This is a genomic window from Streptomyces flavofungini (genome assembly GCF_041028215.1).
GTDB classification, from domain to species: Bacteria; Actinomycetota; Actinomycetes; order Streptomycetales; family Streptomycetaceae; genus Streptomyces; species Streptomyces flavofungini_B.
Genome location: NZ_JASKYR010000053.1, coordinates 1 through 17,383 on the forward strand (window position 1 = coordinate 1; position 17,383 = coordinate 17,383).

Here is a 17,383-nt window from a genome sequence, read left to right on the forward strand (position 1 = left end):
GTTCAGGGGCGGGCCGCAGGGGCCCGGAGGGGGCGTCAGCCCATGTGCGGGTAGCCGTACTCGGTCGGCGGGACCAGCGTCTCCTTGATGGCGCGGGTCAGCGTCCACCGCTGGAGGTTCTGCGGGGCACCGGCCTTGTCGTTGGTGCCGGAGGCACGGCCGCCGCCGAAGGGCTGCTGGCCGACGACGGCACCGGTCGACTTGTCGTTGATGTAGAAGTTGCCCGCGGCGTAGCGGAGCTTCTCCATCGTGTACGCGGCGGCGGCGCGGTCGTTCGCGATGACCGAGCCGGTCAGCGCGTAGTCGGAGACCGACTCCATCTGGGTCAGCATCTCCTCGTACGCGTCGGCCTTGCTGTCGTCGTACACGTGCACGGCGAGGAACGGGCCGAAGTACTCGGTGGTGAAGACCTCGTTGGCCGGGTCCGAGCACTCCACGACGGTCGGGCGCACGAAGTAGCCGACCGAGTCGTCGTAGCTGCCGCCCGCGACGATGGTGCAGGTCGGGTCGGCCGCGGCACGGTCGATGGCCGCCTTGTTCTTGGCGAACGCGCGCTCGTCGATGACCGCTCCGATGAAGTTGGAGAGGTCCGTGACGTCGCCCATCTTGATGCCGTCGACCTCGGCGGCGAACTCCTCGCGGAAGCCGTCGTTCCAGATCGAGGCGGGGATGTAGGCACGCGACGAGGCGCTGCACTTCTGGCCCTGGAACTCGAAGGAGCCACGGGTCAGCGCGGTCTTGAGGACGGCGCGGTCGGCGCTCGGGTGCGCGACGACGAAGTCCTTGCCGCCGGTCTCACCGACGAGGCGCGGATACGTGCGGTACTTGGCGATGTTCTCGCCGACCGTCTTCCACAGGTGCTGGAAGGTCGGGGTGGAGCCGGTGAAGTGGATGCCGGCCAGGTCGCGGTGGTTCAGGGCGACCTCGGAGACCGCGATGCCGTCACCGGTGACGAGGTTGATGACGCCCTTGGGCAGGCCCGCCTCCTCAAGGAGCTGCATAAGCAGCACGGCGGCGTGGGTCTGCGTCGGGGACGGCTTCCACACGACCACGTTGCCCATCAGGGCGGGGGCGGTGGGGAGGTTGCCCGCGATGGCGGTGAAGTTGAACGGCGTGATCGCGTAGACGAAGCCCTCGAGCGGGCGGTGGTCCAGGCGGTTCCAGACGCCGGTGGAGTTCGCCGGGGGCTGCTCGGCGAGCATGTCACGGGCGTACTTGACGTTGAAGCGCCAGAAGTCGACGAGCTCGCAGGGCGTGTCGATCTCGGCCTGCTGGGCGGTCTTGGACTGGCCCAGCATCGTGGAGGCGGCCATGGTCTCGCGCCACGTGGTGGAGAGCAGCTCGGCGGCGCGCAGGATGATCGCGGCGCGGTCGTCGAAGGACATCGCGCGCCACGCCGGGGCGGCGGCGAGGGCGGCGTCGATCGCGTCCTGGGCGTCCGCCTGCGTGGCGCCGCGGCCGGTGCCGATGACGGCCTTGTGGTTGTGCGGCTGCACGACCTGGAAGGGCTCGCCGCCGCCGAGGCGCTTGACGCCGCCGATGGTCATCGGCAGCTCGATCGGGTTCTCGGCCAGCTCCTTGAGCTTGGCCTCGAGGCGGGCACGCTCCGGGGAACCGGGGGCGTAGCCGTGCACCGGCTCGTTGACCGGGGCGGGGACCTGGGTCACAGCGTCCATGAGTTCCGTATCTCCTTAAGAGGGTCCAGGGGGTGGGGAAGCTCAGCCCTTGGTGAGGATGGAGCGGGCGAAGAAGAGCAGGTTGGCGGGCTTCTCGGCGAGGCGGCGCATGAAGTAGCCGTACCAGTCGGTGCCGTAGGCCGTGTACACGCGCATGCGGTGCCCCTCGGCGGCGAGCCGCAGGTGCTCGTCGCTGCGGATGCCGTACAGCATCTGGAACTCGTACTCGTCCAGTTTGCGCCCCGCGCGCCGGGCGAGCTCCTGCGCGATGGAGATCAGCCGCGGGTCGTGGGAGCCGATCATCGGGTACCCGTCGCCCTCCATGAGGATGCGGGTGATCCGCACGTACGCCTTGTCGATCTCGGCCTTGTCCTGGTACGCGACCTCGGCGGGCTCCTTGTAGGCACCCTTCACGATGCGGACGCGGCTGCCCGCGGCGGCCAGGCGGCGGGCGTCGGCCTCGGTGCGGAAGAGGTAGGACTGGATGACGCAGCCGGTCTGCGGGAAGTCCTTCCGCAGCTCCTCGTGGATGGCGAACATCGAGTCGAGGGTGGTGTGGTCCTCGGCGTCCAGGGTGACCGTGGTGCCGATCGCGGCGGCGGCCTCGACGACGGGGCGGACATTCGCCAGGGCCAGCTCGTGGCCGTTCTCCAGCGCCTGGCCGAACATGGACAGCTTCACCGACATCTCGGCCTTCGTGCCGAGGCCCAGGTCCTTCAGGCGCCCGATGAGCTCCAGGTAGGCGTCGCGGGCGGCGTGGGACTGCTCGACGGTGGTGATGTCCTCGCCCACCACGTCGAGGGTGACCTCAAGGCCCTTGTCGGCGGCGTCGACGATGATCGGCACGACGTGGTCGACGGTCTCGCCCGCGATGAAGCGGTCGACGACCTGCTTGGTGCCGGGGGCCGCCGAGACGAAACGGCGCATCTTGTCGCTGCGCGACGCGGCTAGGATCACGGGACCCAGCACGGGCACCTCCACAGGTGTACGAAATCGAGTGCGTACCCGACATGCCCCTACATACGGGGTATGCGGCGGTACGGCACGGAGAACCACCGTGAAATCTAAGGATCCACCGCGCCCCGGACCATCGACACCTGTCACGCATCCGCGCCCCCGATCTCAGACACATGTATGAAGGATCGGGCGGTCTGCGTGAGAATGGAGGGGTGAAAGGCGACTACCAGGAACCGGTGGACGAGATCTCGGCGCTGCTCGGTGCCCCCGCGACCCTGGAGAACCGGGATTTCGAGCTGATCGCCTTCGGCGCACACGACGGCGGCGGCGACAGCGGCTTCGACGCGACGGTCCTCGACCCGGTCAGGACCCGCTCGATCCTGACCCGCCGCTCCACGGCCGAGGTCCGCGCCTGGTTCGAGAGCTTCGGCATCACCCGCGCCACCGGCCCCGTGCGTATTCCGCCCACCCCGGAGGCGGGCGTCCTGCGGGGCCGGATCTGCCTGCCGGTGCGCCACCGCGGCTTCGCCCTCGGCTATGTGTGGCTGCTCGACGACGAGCCGGGGCCCAGCGACCGGCAGCTCGCCGCCGCCATGGAGGTGGCCGCCCGGATCGGCGCGCTGCTGGCCGACGAGGCGCAGGCGGGCGCCGATCTGACCAGGGAGTTCCAGGCGGTACTCACGGCCGAGCGCGGCTGGCAGCGGGACATGGCGGTGGCCGCCCTGCGCACGGCGCTCGGCCCCCGCGCGGAGAACCTGCACGCCGTGGTCTGCGTGGCCCCCTGGCCCTCCGCCGACCCCGAGGAGACCCCGGCGGCGCGCACGGTGCCCGGCGCGGCGGCGGTCTGCACGGTGCCGTGGGGCACCACGGGCCAGTCCCTCGCGGCCCTGGTCCGGCTGCGCTCCGCCGACGCGCTCTCCCCCGCGCACACCGCGGCGTCCCGCCTGGTGGAGACCGCGCGGGGCGCGGCGGGCAGCGCCGCCGCGGGCATCGCGGGCGCCCGGCAGGGCCTGGAGGACCTGGGCGCGGCCTGGTGGGAGGCGTCGGGGGCGGCGCGTGCCGCGCTGGCCGAGCAGCGGTTCGCCCCGGTGGCGCGGTGGTCGGACGTCGGGCCCTACCGGCTGCTCACCGCCCTGCCGCCGGAGGCGCGGCACGACCCGGTGGGCGGCCAGTTGCTGAGCCCGGCCCACCGCGAACTCGCCCGCACCGCCGAGGTGTTCCTCGACTGCGCAGGCCAGGCGGGCCGCACGGCGGCGGAGCTGCGCATCCACCGGCAGACGCTCTACTACCGGCTCTCGCGCGTGGAGCAGCTCACCGGGCTCGACCTGGACGACGGCGAGGACCGGCTGCTGCTGCACATGGTCCTGAAGTCGTCACGACTGTAAGAGCCACGCAACGGACGGCCATGCACATGATCGTGGGGCGATACGGTTCTCCGCGTCCGAAGATCCATCCCTCCTCACGGGAGAACCCACACCTCATGAAGTTCAGGCTGTTGGCCCCCGCGGTCGCCTTCTCCGCCGTCGCCCTCGTCGGCGGCACCCTCGTCACGGGCGGCACCGCCGTCGCCGCGTCGAAGCCCGACTGCTCCCGCGGCATCGTCAACGTCCCCGCCAAGGAGGCGGTGAAGGTGCGCACCCACGCCAAGCTGAACGCCACCGCCGTCAGCCAGTGGAACAAGGGCAAGAAGGGCTACCTCTGCAGCGACGGCCACTTCTTCACAGGCCAGAAGTACAAGCTGTGCGGCAAGACCAGCACCAAGTGGCTGTACGGCAGCGAGTTCAACAAGAAGCGGGGCTGGATACCCGCCGCCTGCATCAAGTGGTCGTAACCCCCACCACGCCGAGGCCGGTCCGCACCGCGGGCCGGCCTCAGCCGGTTTCGGCCGCCGCCCGGTCCATGACGCGCCGCAGCCCCTCGGTGAGCTGCTCGGCGGTGGTCGCGGAGTCCGGGTCGAAGAGCCACTGCACCATCAGCCCGTTGAGCAGCGTGGTGTAGAGACGGCCCTCGCTCTCCACGAGGTCGTCGGGCAGCTCGCTCTCCTCGGAGCCGGTGAACAGCGCCGCGAGTCCGCTGCGCCCCTCCTTCTGCGCCTCGATCAGCAACTCCCGGATGCCCGCGAGGCGTTCGCCCTGCGTGATGACCTCCAGGGTCATCATCCAGATGGGGCGCGACTCGGGGACCGACGCGATGATGCGGCCCCACACCTCCTGGAACCGCTCCAGGCCCCCCTTCGCCACGCTCCCCGCGGCCCGTGAGCTCTCGAAGGCGTCACCCATCGGCTCGACGAGCGCGACGAACGCCGCCGCGAGCAGCGCGTCCTTCGAACCGTAGTGATAGCCGATGGACGCCAGGTTCGTCCCCGACTCCTTGACGATGTCGCGGGCCGTCGTACGCACGAACCCCTTCGCCAGCAGACAGCGCTTGGCGCCTTCGAGCAGATCTTCGCGGTGTCCCATGCGGCCACCTTAACCGCCACTCGTACAACCGTCCCATACGCACGTCCCACACGATCGTTCTATACGCTCGTACTAGACAGCCGTATAATACGTGCGTAAGGTCTCCGCCATGCAGACGAATTCCCGTGCCACCCGCAGGGAGTGGACCGCGCTCGCCGTCCTGATGCTCCCGCTGCTCCTGGTCTCCATGGACGTGTCCGTCCTCTACTTCGCGATCCCCCAGATCACCGCCGACCTGCGGCCGAGCGGCACACAGCAGCTCTGGATCTTCGACGTCTACGCGTTCGTGCTCGCCGGGCTGCTGATGACGATGGGCGCCCTGGGCGACCGCGTGGGCCGCCGCAGGCTCCTCCTGTCCGGGGCCACGGCCTTCGGCGCCGCCTCGCTCGTCGCCGCGTACGCGGACAGCGCCGAGACCCTGATCGCGGCCCGCGCGGTCCTCGGCATCGGCGGCGCCACCCTGATGCCGTCCACGCTGGCCCTGGTGCGCACCATGTTCCGCGACGCCGGACAGCGCGCGAAGGCGATCGGGATGTGGCAGGGCGTCATGGTCGCGGGCATCGCGCTCGGCTCGGTGATGAGCGGTGTGCTCGTCGAGCACTTCTGGTGGGGCTCGCTCTTCCTGGTCAACCTTCCGGCGATGGTGCTGCTCCTGGTCCTCGCCCCGCTGCTCATCCCGGAGTCCAGGGACCCCCGGCCGGGCCGCTTCGACCTGCTGAGCGTCCCGCTGTCGATGGCCGCCGTGCTCCCACTGGTCTGGGGCCTCAAGGAGATGCCCGCCGAGGGGATACGCCTCCCCTACGTGGCGTCCGTCGCCGCCGGTCTGCTCTTCGCCGCCCTCTTCGTGCGCCGCCAGCGCACCGCCGCGTCACCGATGATCCCCCCGGGGCTCTTCCGGGGCCGCGGCCGGACCTTCGGCACCGCGGTCTCGCTGCACCTCGTCTCCTCACTGGCGATGATGGGATCGGCGTACTTCACCACGCAGTACCTCCAGTCCGTGCTCGGCAGAAGCGCCCTGGAGGCCGCGCTCTGGGCGCTGCTGCCCTCGGTGCCGATCGGCTTCGCGGCGCCCCTGGCCACGGCCCTGGTGCGGCGCGGTCTGGACCGCGCCCATGTGGTGGCCGTCGGCTTCGCGCTCTCCGCCTGCGGCTACGGCCTGCTCGCCCTGACCGGCACCGACTCGCTCTGGCTGGTCCTCGCCGCGGCCGGGGCGCTGGCCTGCGGCGCGGTCGTCATCGGCGCCCAGCTCACCGACCTGGCACTCGGCACCGCCCCGGCCGAGAAGGCGGGCACCGCGTCCTCGCTCCTGGAGACCGGACAGGAGTTCGGCGGCGCGCTGGGCATGGCACTCCTCGGCTCCATCGGCAACGCGGTCTACCGGGACGCGATCCCCGCGTCCGCTCCCCCCGAGGCCCGCGAGACCCTCGGCGGCGCGCTGGCGGCGGCCCGGCACCTCCCGGGGCGGGCGGCGGACACCCTCACCGCGACGGCCCGCGAGGCCTTCACGAGCGGTATGCACACGGCGGCGCTGACGGGAGCGGTCCTGCTGCTCATGGCGGCCGGGGTGGCGGCGAAGGCGCTGCGCGGAGTGGCGGTCCGGACGGCGAAAACGCCGGACGAGCCGGCGGAGTCCAGCCTGTCCGGCGTCTGAGAGCCTGTGTCATATCCCCGGTCGGACCAGCGTGCGGCGTCTGGTGCGTGCGATCGCAAGGCGCCGGAGAGCCCTCGTAGCGGAGCTACTAGGGCTTTTCGGTAACGCGGCGAGGGTGCGTGCCAGGCGTCGCACGCCCGGCCGGGGATATGACACAGGCTCTGAGACCGAGCCGGGCGCCACCGGTGACCACCGGCGGCGCCCGGGAGATACGGGAAGCCCTAGTCCGTCAGGTTCACCGCACGCGCGGACTGCGCGCCGATCTCCTCGGACAGCTCGTTGAGCACGCTCTGCGGCACCGAGTCGTCGACGGTGAGGACGGCGAGCGCCTCCCCGCCCACATCGGCACGGGCGACCTGCATGCCGCCGATGTTGATGCCCGACTCGCCGAGGACGCGGCCGACGGTGCCGACGACGCCGGGCCGGTCCGCGTACCGCAGGACGACCATGTGGTCGGCGAGGGCGAGGTCCACGTCGTACTCACCGATGGAGACGATCTTCTGGAGGTGCTTGGGCCCGGCCAGCGTGCCGGAGACCGAGATCTCCTCGCCGTCGGAGAGCGTGCCGCGCACGGTGACCACATTGCGGTGGTCGGGCGACTCGGAGCTGGTGGTCAGACGGACCTCGACACCGCGCTCCTGGGCGAACAGCGGGGCGTTCACATACGACACCGTCTCGTCGACGACGTCCTCGAAGACGCCCTTGAGCGCGGAGAGTTCGAGCACCTTCACGTCGTGCTGGGTGATCTCGCCGTACACCTCGACGTCGAGGCGGGCCGCGACCTCGCCCGCGAGGGCGGTGAAGATCCGGCCGAGCTTCTCGGCGAGCGGCAGACCGGGACGGACGTCCTCGGCGATGACACCGCCCTGGACGTTCACGGCGTCCGGCACGAGCTCACCGGCGAGCGCGAGGCGCACCGACTTCGCGACCGCGATGCCCGCCTTCTCCTGGGCCTCGTCCGTGGAGGCGCCGAGGTGCGGGGTGCAGACGACCTGGTCGAACTGGAACAGCGGGGAGTCCGTGCAGGGCTCCTTCGCGTACACATCGAGACCGGCGCCCGCGACGCGGCCCTCCTTGAGGGCGGAGTGCAGCGCCTCCTCGTCGACGATGCCGCCGCGCGCGGCGTTGACGATGCGGACGGTCGGCTTGACCTTGTGCAGCGCCTCGTCACCGATGAGGCCGAGCGTCTCGGGGGTCTTCGGGAGGTGCACGGTGATGAAGTCGGAGACTTCGAGCAGCTCGTCGAGGGAGAGCACCTTCACGCCCATCTGGGCGGCGCGCGCGGGCTGTACGTACGGGTCGTAGGCCACGACCTTCATGCCGAAGGCGCTCATGCGCTGGGCGACGAGGGCGCCGATGCGGCCGAGGCCCACGACGCCGAGGGTCTTCTCGGCGAGCTCGACACCGGTGTACTTCGAGCGCTTCCACTCGCCGTTCTTCAGCGCGGTGTTGGCCTGCGGGATGTTGCGCGCGGTGGCGAGGAGCAGGCCACAGGCGAGCTCGGCGGCCGTGACGATGTTCGACGTCGGGGCGTTGACGACCATCACGCCGGCCTTGGTGGCGGCGGAGACGTCGACATTGTCGAGGCCCACGCCCGCGCGGGCGACGACCTTCAGCTTCTTGGCGGCGGCGATGGCCTCGGCGTCGACCTTGGTCGCGGAGCGGACCAGGATCGCGTCGACGTCGGCGATCGCGGGCAGCAGCTCGGCACGGTCCCCGCCGTTGCACTGGCGGATCTCGAAGTCCGGTCCCAGGGCGTCGACGGTGGCGGGCGACAGCTCTTCAGCGATGAGTACGACGGGTTTGCCGTTGGCAGCAGTGCTCACGTGAGTCCTCACAGATCCAGGCGGACGGCCGTCCCGACGGCCGCAGGCAGTGGAGGGTGCTAGCCGCGTGGAAGACGCACGACGCTGTGGGCCCGACGCGAATGTTGAACAGAAGCATAGTGGCGCCGCATGGATCAGCATGCGCCTCTTAGGAAGGATCACCCGTCCGTGGCTGGACCGAGTGGATAACTACGTGGCGCGGCCGAAAAGCAGCGGACGCCCGTGTGCGGCCCCTCCGTCGTTCGAGGAGCGGGTCCGGGGCGGTGCCCCGAGGCGGTGCCCCGGACCCAGGGTGCGACTAGTCCTCGTCGTTGACCCAGGACATGAGCTTGCGCAGCTCCTTGCCCGTGGTCTCAAGCAGGTGGTTCTCATCCTGCGTCTTGTACTCGTTGTACTTCTTCAGACCACCGTGGTACTCGTCCATCCAGTTCTTGGCGAACGTACCGTCCTGGATCTCCGCGAGGACCTTCTTCATCTCGGCCTTGGTGGCGTCCGTGATGATCCGGGGGCCGGTGATGTAGTCGCCCCACTCGGCGGTCTCGGAGACCGACCAGCGCATCTTCTCCAGGCCGCCCTCGTACATGAGGTCCACGATCAGCTTCAGCTCGTGGAGGCACTCGAAGTACGCGATCTCCGGCTGGTAGCCCGCCTCGGTCAGCGTCTCGAAGCCCGCCTTGACCAGCGCGGCGGTGCCGCCGCAGAGCACGGCCTGCTCGCCGAAGAGGTCGGTCTCGGTCTCCTCGGTGAAGGTCGTCTTGATGACGCCCGCACGCGTACCGCCGATGCCCTTGGCGTACGAGAGGGCCAGCGGGAAGCCGTTGCCGGTGGCGTCCTGCTCGACGGCCGCGATGCACGGAACGCCGCGGCCCTCCTCGTACTGGCGGCGGACGAGGTGGCCCGGGCCCTTCGGGGCGACCATGCAGACGTCGACGCCCTCGGGGGCCTTGATGAAGCCGAATCGGATGTTCAGGCCGTGGCCGAAGAACAGGGCGTCGCCGTCCTTGAGGTTGTCCTTGATGGACTCCTCGTAGACCTGGGCCTGGATCGGGTCCGGGACCAGGATCATGATCACGTCGGCCTCGGCGGCCGCCTCTGACGGGGTGACGACCCGCAGGCCCTGCTCCTCGGCCTTGGCCTTGGACTTGGAGCCCTCGTGCAGACCGACGCGGACGTCGACGCCCGAGTCACGGAGCGACAGCGCGTGGGCGTGGCCCTGGCTGCCGTAACCGATCACCGCGACCTTGCGGCCCTGGATGATGGACAGGTCTGCGTCGTCGTCGTAGAACAGCTCGGCCACTGGGAATCTCCTATGTGTGCTGGTGTTGCGTCCCACCGTACGGCGGGTTCAGTGAGGGAAGGTCCCGGGTCTCGGTATCCGAGAGGGCTGGCGGAGACCCGGGGCGGGCGGCTCGGTCGGACGGACCGGTCAGGCGGACCGGTCGAGCGCCCGCAGACTGCGGTCGGTGATGGAGCGTGAGCCGCGGCCGATCGCGATGGTGCCGGACTGCACGAGCTCCTTGATGCCGAAGGGCTCCAGCATCTTGAGCATGGCCTCCAGCTTGTCGCTGCTGCCGGTGGCCTCGATGGTGACGGCCTCCGGGGAGACGTCCACGGTCTTGGCGCGGAAGAGCTGGACGATCTCGACGATCTGGGAGCGGGTCTCGTTGTCGGCGCGGACCTTGGCGAGGACGAGCTCGCGGGCCACGGCGGCGTCCGGCTCCAGTTCGACGATCTTCAGGACGTTGACGAGCTTGTTGAGCTGCTTCGTGACCTGTTCGAGCGGGAGTTCCTCGACGTTCACCACGATGGTGATGCGGGAGATGTCGGGGTGCTCGGTGACGCCCACGGCGAGCGAGTCGATGTTGAAGCCGCGGCGGGAGAACAGGGCGGTGATCCGGGCGAGGACACCGGGCTTGTTCTCGACCAGGACGGAGAGCGTGTGCTTGGTGGACATGACTCTTGGTCTCTCTTTCGCTCTCGGTCTCAGTCGTCTTCGTTGTCGCCGAAGTCGGGGCGGACACCCCGGGCGGCCATGACCTCGTCGTTCGAGGTGCCCGCGGCGACCATCGGCCAGACCTGGGCGTCCTCGTGGACGATGAAGTCGACGACGACGGGCCGGTCGTTGATGGCGTTGGCCTCGGCGATGACCTTGTCGAGGTCCTCGGGACGCTCGCAGCGCAGCGCCACGCAGCCCATGGCCTCCGACAGCTTGACGAAGTCCGGGACGCGGGTGCCCTTGTTGGGGCCGATGTCCTCGGGACCGCTGTGCAGGACCGTGTTGGAGTAGCGCTGGTTGTAGAAGAGCGACTGCCACTGGCGGACCATGCCGAGGGCGCCGTTGTTGATGATGGCGACCTTGATCGGGATGTTGTTCAGGGCGCAGGTGGTGAGCTCCTGATTGGTCATCTGGAAGCAGCCGTCGCCGTCGATCGCCCAGACCGTGCGGTCGGGCCGTCCGGCCTTGGCGCCCATCGCGGCCGGGACCGCGTACCCCATCGTTCCGGCGCCGCCGGAGTTGAGCCAGGTCGCGGGCTTCTCGTACTCGATGAAGTGCGCGGCCCACATCTGGTGCTGGCCGACGCCCGCGGCGAAGATCGTGCCCTCCGGGGCGAGCCGGCCGACGCGCTCGATGACGTGCTGCGGGGAGAGCGAACCGTCCTCGGGCTGGGTGTAGCCGAGGGGATAGGTGTCGCGCCAGCGGTTGAGGTCGGCCCACCAGGCGGTGTAGTCGCCCGTGTGGCCCTCGGTGTGCTCGGCCTGAACGGCCTGGACCAGGTCGGCGATGACCTCGCGGGCGTCCCCGACGATCGGCACGTCGGCGGCGCGGTTCTTGCCGATCTCGGCGGGGTCGATGTCGGCGTGGACGATCTTCGCGAAGGGGGCGAAGCTGTCCAGCTTGCCGGTGACGCGGTCGTCGAAGCGGGCTCCGAGGGCGACGATCAGGTCGGCCTTCTGCAACGCGGTGACGGCGGTGACCGCACCGTGCATGCCCGGCATTCCCACGTGCAGCGGGTGGCTGTCGGGGAACGCGCCGAGCGCCATCAGGGTGGTGGTGACGGGCGCTCCGGTGAGTTCGGCGAGGACCTTCAGCTCGGCGGTGGCCCCGGCCTTGATGACGCCGCCGCCGACGTAGAGCACCGGCCGCTTGGCGGCGGTGATCAGCTTGGCGGCCTCGCGGATCTGCTTGGCGTGCGGCTTGGTGACCGGGCGGTAGCCGGGCAGGTCATGCTGCGGCGGCCAGGAGAACGTGGTCTGCGCCTGGAGCACGTCCTTGGGGATGTCCACGAGGACGGGGCCAGGGCGGCCCGTCGAGGCGATGTGGAAGGCCTCGGCGATGGCGCGCGGGATGTCCTCGGCCTTGGTGACCAGGAAGCTGTGCTTGGTGATCGGCATGGTGATGCCGACGATGTCCGCCTCCTGGAAGGCGTCGGTGCCGATGGCCTTGGAGACCACCTGGCCGGTGATCGCGACCAGCGGGACGGAGTCCATGTGGGCGTCGGCGATCGGCGTGACCAGGTTGGTGGCGCCGGGGCCGCTCGTCGCCATGCAGACGCCGACCTTGCCGGTGGCCTGCGCGTAACCGGTGGCCGCGTGGCCCGCTCCCTGCTCGTGCCTGACCAGGACGTGACGGACGCGGGTGGAGTCCATCATCGGGTCGTACGCGGGAAGGATGGTGCCGCCGGGAATGCCGAACACCGTGTCGGCCCCGACCTCCTCGAGAGAACGAATGAGGGACTTCGCACCCGTGACGTGCTCGACGGGCGACTGCTGTCCTGAGGATCGGGGCCGCGGCTGCGGATGGTGGGCCCCGGTGGCCTGCTCGGTCATCGGCATTCTCTTCTCGAAGCTGAGGGTTTTTGCGGGGGTTTAGCAGGGGTTCGGCAGGTGCCGGTGCAACAAAAAACCCCTCGTGCCGTGAGGCAAGCGAGGGGAGCGCGCCGGGTGCGGTCGCTGGGATTCCGGTGTCGGACCGGTCGGTCCCAGCTTCAGCCGACGCGCTTTCCAAGTACGAGAATTCGGGTGCGCATGGCATTGACCCTCTCCCCGGCACGCAGTACCTGTCAAGTAGGTGGGATGCGGGTCTCATCATGTGAGCGCACCTAAGGCAGCGCGGTGGTCCTGAACGGCCCTGTGGAGCCGCCCGCGTACGACTGCGGGGGGCCGCCCGCGTACGACTGCGTGCCGCCCGCGTAGGTCTGCGCACCGCCCCCCGCGAACGCCTGCGGGGGGCCGCCCGCGAGGACGGGCTCCGCCGCGCCGCGCGGCACCGCGTACTCCCCCAGGGTGAGCGCTCTGCGCAGCCGGTACTCGTCGAGCGGCCCGGAGAACGCCAGGCCCTGCCCGTGCGTGCAGCCCATCTCGCGCAGGGCCGCCGCCTGCTCCGGCAGATCGACGCCGTCGGCCACGGAGAGCAGCCCGAGGTCGCCCGCTATCCGCAGCAGACCGGCGGTGATCTTGTGCGCCCGCGCGGATTCGTTGACGCCCTCGGTCAGACCGCTGTCCAGCTTCAGGATGTCCACGGGCAGCCGGCGCAGCGCCGTGACCGCGGCGAAACCGCTGCCGAAGCCGTCCAGCGCGATCCGCACACCGAGTCTGCGCAGGGTGGTGAGACGGCGCTCCAGGTCGTCCAGGGAGACCCGGGGGTCGTTCTCCGTGAGCTCGATGATGAGCGCGCCGGAGGGCAGCCCGTGCCGGGTCAGGAGCGCCTCGACGGAGCCCATGGGCATGGAGCGGTCCAGAAGTCTGCGCGCGCTCATCCGCACCGAGACGGGCACCGCGTGACCGCCGCGGCCCCGCTCGGCGGCCTGCTCGACGGCCTTCTCCAGCGTCCAGCGGCCGAGCTCGGCCGTCCGGTCGCTCTCCCGGGTGTCCCGGCCGCCGTCCCTGGCGTCCGCGGGCCTGGTGGCGCGCAGGAACTCGGCGGGGGTGTAGAGGATGCCCTGTGCCGAGCGCCAGCGCGGCTGTGCGGCGACCGCCGTGATCCGGCCATCGTCCAGGGCGACCACGGGCTGGTGGAGCAGCGCGAACTCGCCGTCGTGCAGGGCGGCGCGCAGCCGGGTGGCCTGCTCCGCCTTGCGGACGACGTCGGCCTGCATCTGCGGGGCGTAGAGCTCGACGCGGCCCTTGCCCGCGGCCTTGGCGCGGTACATCGCGAGGTCGGCGTTGCGCAGCAGCTCGCCCGCGCCGATGCCCGGCTCGGCGAACGCCACGCCGATGGACGCCGCGACGCGCACGTCGTTGCCGTCGATGGCGTAGGGCTGGGAAAGGGTGATTCTCAGCCGATCGGCGAGCTCGTAGATGTGCCGTTCCCGTGCGGCCTGGTCTCTGGTCCCGTCGCCGACGATGAGCGCCGCGAACTCATCGCCGCCGAGCCGGGAGGCGGTGTCGCCCGAACGCACCGCCTCCTGAAGTCTGCGCGCCGCCTGGATGAGCAGTTCGTCACCGGCCTGGTGGCCGATGGTGTCGTTGACCGCCTTGAAGCCGTCGAGGTCGATGAAGAGCACGGCCGTGCCCCGGTCGGTCACTCTGCGGCCGGTCAGCGCCTGGCTCACCCGCCGGGTGAACAGGGCGCGGTTGGGCAGGTCGGTGAGCGGGTCGTGCTCGGCGTTGTGCTGCAACTGCGCCTGAAGCCTGACCCGTTCGGTGACGTCCCTGCTGTTGAAGATGAGGCCGCCCTGGTGGCGGTTGACGGTGGACTCGACATTGAGCCAGTCGCCGCTGCCCGATCTGAAGCGGCACTCGATGCGGGTGGTGGGCTCCTCGACCGGGTGCGCGGCGAGGAATCTGCGCACCTCGTGCACGACCCGGCCGAGATCCTCGGGGTGCATCAGCGAGGCCAGCTCGGAGCCCTGGAGCTCGTCGGCGTCCCTGCCATAGACCCCGGCGGCGGCCGGGCTCACGTAGTGCAGGATGCCGTTCGGCGCGGCGATCATGATGACGTCGCTCGAACCCTGCACCAGGGAGCGGAAGTGGTTCTCCTTCTGGGCCAGTTCCTGGGTGAGCGTGATGTTGTCCAGGAGCATGATGCCCTGGCGGACGACGAGGGCGAGCACGACGGTGCCCGCGGTGAAGAGCACGACCCGGTCGACGCTGCGGCCGTTCAGGACGTTGTAGAGGATGCCCAGCGTGCAGACCGCGGCGGCGAGGTACGGCGTGAGGGCGGCGAGGGAACCGGCGATCGGCCGCGTGCCGGCCGTCTTCGGCTCCTCGGGGCCGCTGTCGTACGCCACGCGGGCGTGCGGCTGTCCGTCCTCGCCCCGCACGTGCCAGGGGGCGGCCCAGGGCGCGTACGCCAGGAGGAGGGAGCCCGCGAACCAGCCCGCGTCCAGCATCTGGCCCGAGCGGTAGCTCGCGTGCAGCAGCGGTGAGGTGAACAGGGCGTCGCACATCACGGTCACCGCGAGCGCGCCGATCGCGGTGTTCACCGCGGCGCGGTGCGCCGATGAGCGTCTGAAGTGCAGCGCGAGGACCATGCTGACCAGCGCGATGTCGAGCAGTGGATAGGCGAGCGAGAGCGCGGCGTGCGCGACGCTCTGGCCCTCGAACTGCGCGGTGTGCGCGAGGGCGAGGCTCCAGGAGATGGTGAGGAGCGAGCCGCCGATCAGCCAGGAGTCGAGGGCGAGGCAGCCCCAGCCCGCCTTGGTCACCGGACGCTTGGCGAGCACGAGCAGGCCGATGATGGCGGGCGGCGCGAAGCAGAGGAAGAACAGGTCGGCGAAGCCCGGACTCGGTACGTCCCGGTCGAGCACGACCTCGTACCAGCCCCAGACGCCGTTTCCGACGGCCGCCATCGCGGAGGAGAGCGCGAAGAGCAGCCATGCGGGTCGAAAGCGGCTGCGGCGGGTGCGGGAGTAGCGGAAGCAGGAGACCGCGGCCGCCGCCGCCGCGATGCTCAGCCCGAAGTCGCCCATGATCAGGGCCAGTCGCTCCGAACCCCAGCCGGTCGCGGAGCCGGTGGCATAGCCGCCGCAGAGCAGCAGCAGGAGCACCTGGGAGACGAGCCCCCGGCCGCTCCGCGACAACCGGCGCTCGAACGGCGCCCCCGGCGGCATCGACGCCGCCACGGCCCCTCCGTCGAACACGGGCGCGGACCCCGCCGGCGCGCTCCASCRCACCRCCCTGATCCGCGCCACCCCGGCCACCGGCACTCCGGCCCGCGTCACTCCGGGCCGCGAAGTCCCGGCCCGCGGCGCCCCGGAACGCGCCACCCCGGGCCGCATCGCCCCGGCCCGCGCCATCACGCTCCGAAACCGGCTCGCCCCGCCCGGCGCCGTCGCCGTGACCGCCCGGTCCGGGTGGCGGGTCCGGCGGCGGCTCCGGCCGCGGGAGGGTGTGCGTGAGAGTCGTCGGCGGCTGTCCCGCCACGTCGGATCGTCCGCCCATAGGCCATGCATCGCCCGTCGCCCCCCTCGCAGTCCGCTGTCCATCCCCGGCGCCGCACAGGTCCACGGCGCGTCCCCAGTCGGGACGATACACCAGGATCGTCACTCAGGGACATAGTCCCTCTACTCTGCGTGACTACGCTTGACGAAGTGGACACGGGGCGCACACACATGAGTGCACAGCGTGCGCATGGTTGTCGCGGGCGATCAACCCCCCATCGTCCGCACGACGTTGTCGACCGGCCGCCCCGCGGCGAACTTCGTGAGCTGCGCGGCCAGCAGCCGGTGGGCCCGCGGCAGGAAGGCGGACGTAGGACCTCCCACATGCGGGGTGATGAGTACTCCTGGAGCCTGCCACAGGGGGTGACCTGCGGGGAGCGGTTCCGGATCGGTCACGTCGAGGGCGGCGGTGATCCGCCCGGACTCCAGCTCGGCGATGAGCGCCTTGGTGTCGACGACGGGTCCGCGGGCCACGTTGACCAGCAGCGCGCCGACCTTCATCCGGGCCAGGAAGTCGGCGCCCACGAGGCCGCGGGTGTCCTCTGTGAGGGGCGTCGTGAGGATGACGACGTCCGCGTCGGGGAGCAGTGACGGCAGTTCGGTGAGCGGGTGCACGGGGCCGCGCTCCGAGGCACGGGCAGAGCGCGCGACGCGCGCCACCCGCGCGCATTCGAAGGGGGCGAGCCTGTCCTCGACGGCGGCGCCGATCGCCCCGTAGCCCACGATGAGCACGGACTTGTCGGCGAGGGCCGGATTGAACCCCGTGCGCCACTCCCCCGCGCGCTGCCCCTCGAAGAACTTCGGGAAGCCGCGCAGCGACGCGAGGACGAGGGCGAGCGTCAGCTCGGCGGTGCTGGCCTCGTGCACGCCACGCGCATTGCACAGACGTACTCCTGGCTGCAGGAACTTCAGTCCGGATGCCATCTGGTCGACCCCCGCCGACAGCGTCTGCACCACGCGTACGGACGACATCTCGGGCAGCGGGCGCACGGCGACCGCCGGGCCCTCCAGGTAGGGCACCACGTAGAAGACGCAGTCGGCCGGGTCGGCGGGGAACTCCTGGCCGCCGTCCCAGAAGCGGTAGGTGAGGCCGGCCCCGGACGCCTCGGGCAGTCCCGGTATGTCGCGAGCTTCGAACGGAAGCCATACGTCAGTCGTCATGCTCAGGAGGCTAATGCGCCCTCGCCGCCCGCGTCCGCGGGGAGCCAGCGCCACGGTCCTCCGGGGCAGCGGCTAGTTTGGGTGATCTTCGGACGCGGAGCGGGAGGGTACGGCCAGGTGGAGCGCAGGACGATCGGCGCGGGGGCGCTCGAAGTGGGCGCCGTCGGACTCGGCTGCATGCCGATGAGCTGGGCTTACACCGGCTCGCGGCAGCGCGGTGACGCGTCGCTGCGGACCGTGCACGCCGCGCTGGACGCGGGCCGGTGTAAGC

At 70.7% G+C, this 17,383-nt stretch carries 12 protein-coding genes and 1 pseudogene; 4 read left to right on the forward strand and 9 right to left on the reverse strand.

The annotated features are described in order from the left end of the window. Positions 1–35 precede the first annotated feature (35 nt). Together pruA and AB8Z36_RS06260 are read right to left on the reverse strand one after the other, a co-directional pair. Positions 36–1,676 (reverse strand): L-glutamate gamma-semialdehyde dehydrogenase, encoded by a 1,641-nt coding sequence (gene pruA / locus AB8Z36_RS06255; protein ID WP_369212172.1) that lies wholly within the window; start codon positions 1,674–1,676, stop codon positions 36–38. A 42-nt stretch (positions 1,677–1,718) separates the two neighbouring features. Further along, positions 1,719–2,645 carry a proline dehydrogenase family protein gene (locus AB8Z36_RS06260; RefSeq protein WP_369212173.1) on the reverse strand — a complete coding sequence of 309 codons (927 nt, stop codon included), beginning with the start codon at positions 2,643–2,645 and terminating at the stop codon, positions 1,719–1,721. 161 nt (positions 2,646–2,806) lie between these two features. On the opposite strand from AB8Z36_RS06260, the gene AB8Z36_RS06265 reads away from it, so the two are divergent. Continuing rightward, complete coding sequence (locus AB8Z36_RS06265) at positions 2,807–4,018, forward strand: PucR family transcriptional regulator (RefSeq protein ID WP_369212174.1); 1,212 nt, start codon at positions 2,807–2,809, stop codon at positions 4,016–4,018. A 95-nt stretch (positions 4,019–4,113) separates the two neighbouring features. Continuing rightward, complete coding sequence (locus AB8Z36_RS06270; protein WP_369212175.1) at positions 4,114–4,464, forward strand: hypothetical protein; 351 nt, start codon at positions 4,114–4,116, stop codon at positions 4,462–4,464. Between the two features lie 40 nt (positions 4,465–4,504). Here AB8Z36_RS06270 and AB8Z36_RS06275 read toward each other — a convergent pair whose 3' ends face one another. Beyond that, complete coding sequence (locus AB8Z36_RS06275; RefSeq protein WP_369212176.1) at positions 4,505–5,092, reverse strand: TetR/AcrR family transcriptional regulator; 588 nt, start codon at positions 5,090–5,092, stop codon at positions 4,505–4,507. A gap of 109 nt (positions 5,093–5,201) precedes the next feature. Between AB8Z36_RS06275 and AB8Z36_RS06280 the strand changes: the two genes are divergently transcribed. Next, positions 5,202–6,743, forward strand: coding sequence for an MFS transporter (locus AB8Z36_RS06280; protein ID WP_369212177.1), 1,542 nt, complete (start codon positions 5,202–5,204; stop codon positions 6,741–6,743). Between the two features lie 221 nt (positions 6,744–6,964). Here the strand turns inward: AB8Z36_RS06280 and serA are convergent, their stop codons facing one another. The 6 genes from serA to AB8Z36_RS06310 all read right to left on the reverse strand — a co-directional run bounded on the left by serA (position 6,965) and on the right by AB8Z36_RS06310 (position 17,112). Continuing rightward, positions 6,965–8,569 (reverse strand): phosphoglycerate dehydrogenase, encoded by a 1,605-nt coding sequence (gene serA, locus AB8Z36_RS06285; RefSeq protein WP_369212178.1) that lies wholly within the window; start codon positions 8,567–8,569, stop codon positions 6,965–6,967. A 298-nt stretch (positions 8,570–8,867) separates the two neighbouring features. Then, positions 8,868–9,866, reverse strand: coding sequence for a ketol-acid reductoisomerase (gene ilvC, locus AB8Z36_RS06290; protein ID WP_369212179.1), 999 nt, complete (start codon positions 9,864–9,866; stop codon positions 8,868–8,870). 129 nt (positions 9,867–9,995) lie between these two features. After that, positions 9,996–10,523, reverse strand: a complete 528-nt coding sequence (gene ilvN, locus AB8Z36_RS06295) for an acetolactate synthase small subunit (RefSeq protein ID WP_369212180.1) — start codon at positions 10,521–10,523, stop codon at positions 9,996–9,998. Between the two features lie 29 nt (positions 10,524–10,552). Continuing rightward, on the reverse strand, positions 10,553–12,397 hold the full coding sequence (locus AB8Z36_RS06300; RefSeq protein ID WP_369212181.1) for an acetolactate synthase large subunit: 1,845 nt from the start codon (positions 12,395–12,397) through the stop codon (positions 10,553–10,555). Between the two features lie 272 nt (positions 12,398–12,669). After that, complete coding sequence (locus AB8Z36_RS06305; RefSeq protein WP_369212183.1) at positions 12,670–15,621, reverse strand: putative bifunctional diguanylate cyclase/phosphodiesterase; 2,952 nt, start codon at positions 15,619–15,621, stop codon at positions 12,670–12,672. 537 nt (positions 15,622–16,158) lie between these two features. Continuing rightward, positions 16,159–17,112, reverse strand: coding sequence for a 2-hydroxyacid dehydrogenase (locus AB8Z36_RS06310; RefSeq protein WP_369212182.1), 954 nt, complete (start codon positions 17,110–17,112; stop codon positions 16,159–16,161). A gap of 117 nt (positions 17,113–17,229) precedes the next feature. Between AB8Z36_RS06310 and AB8Z36_RS06315 the strand changes: the two are divergent. Further along, positions 17,230–17,383 (forward strand): annotated as a pseudogene (locus AB8Z36_RS06315) (aldo/keto reductase); the annotation flags it as partial.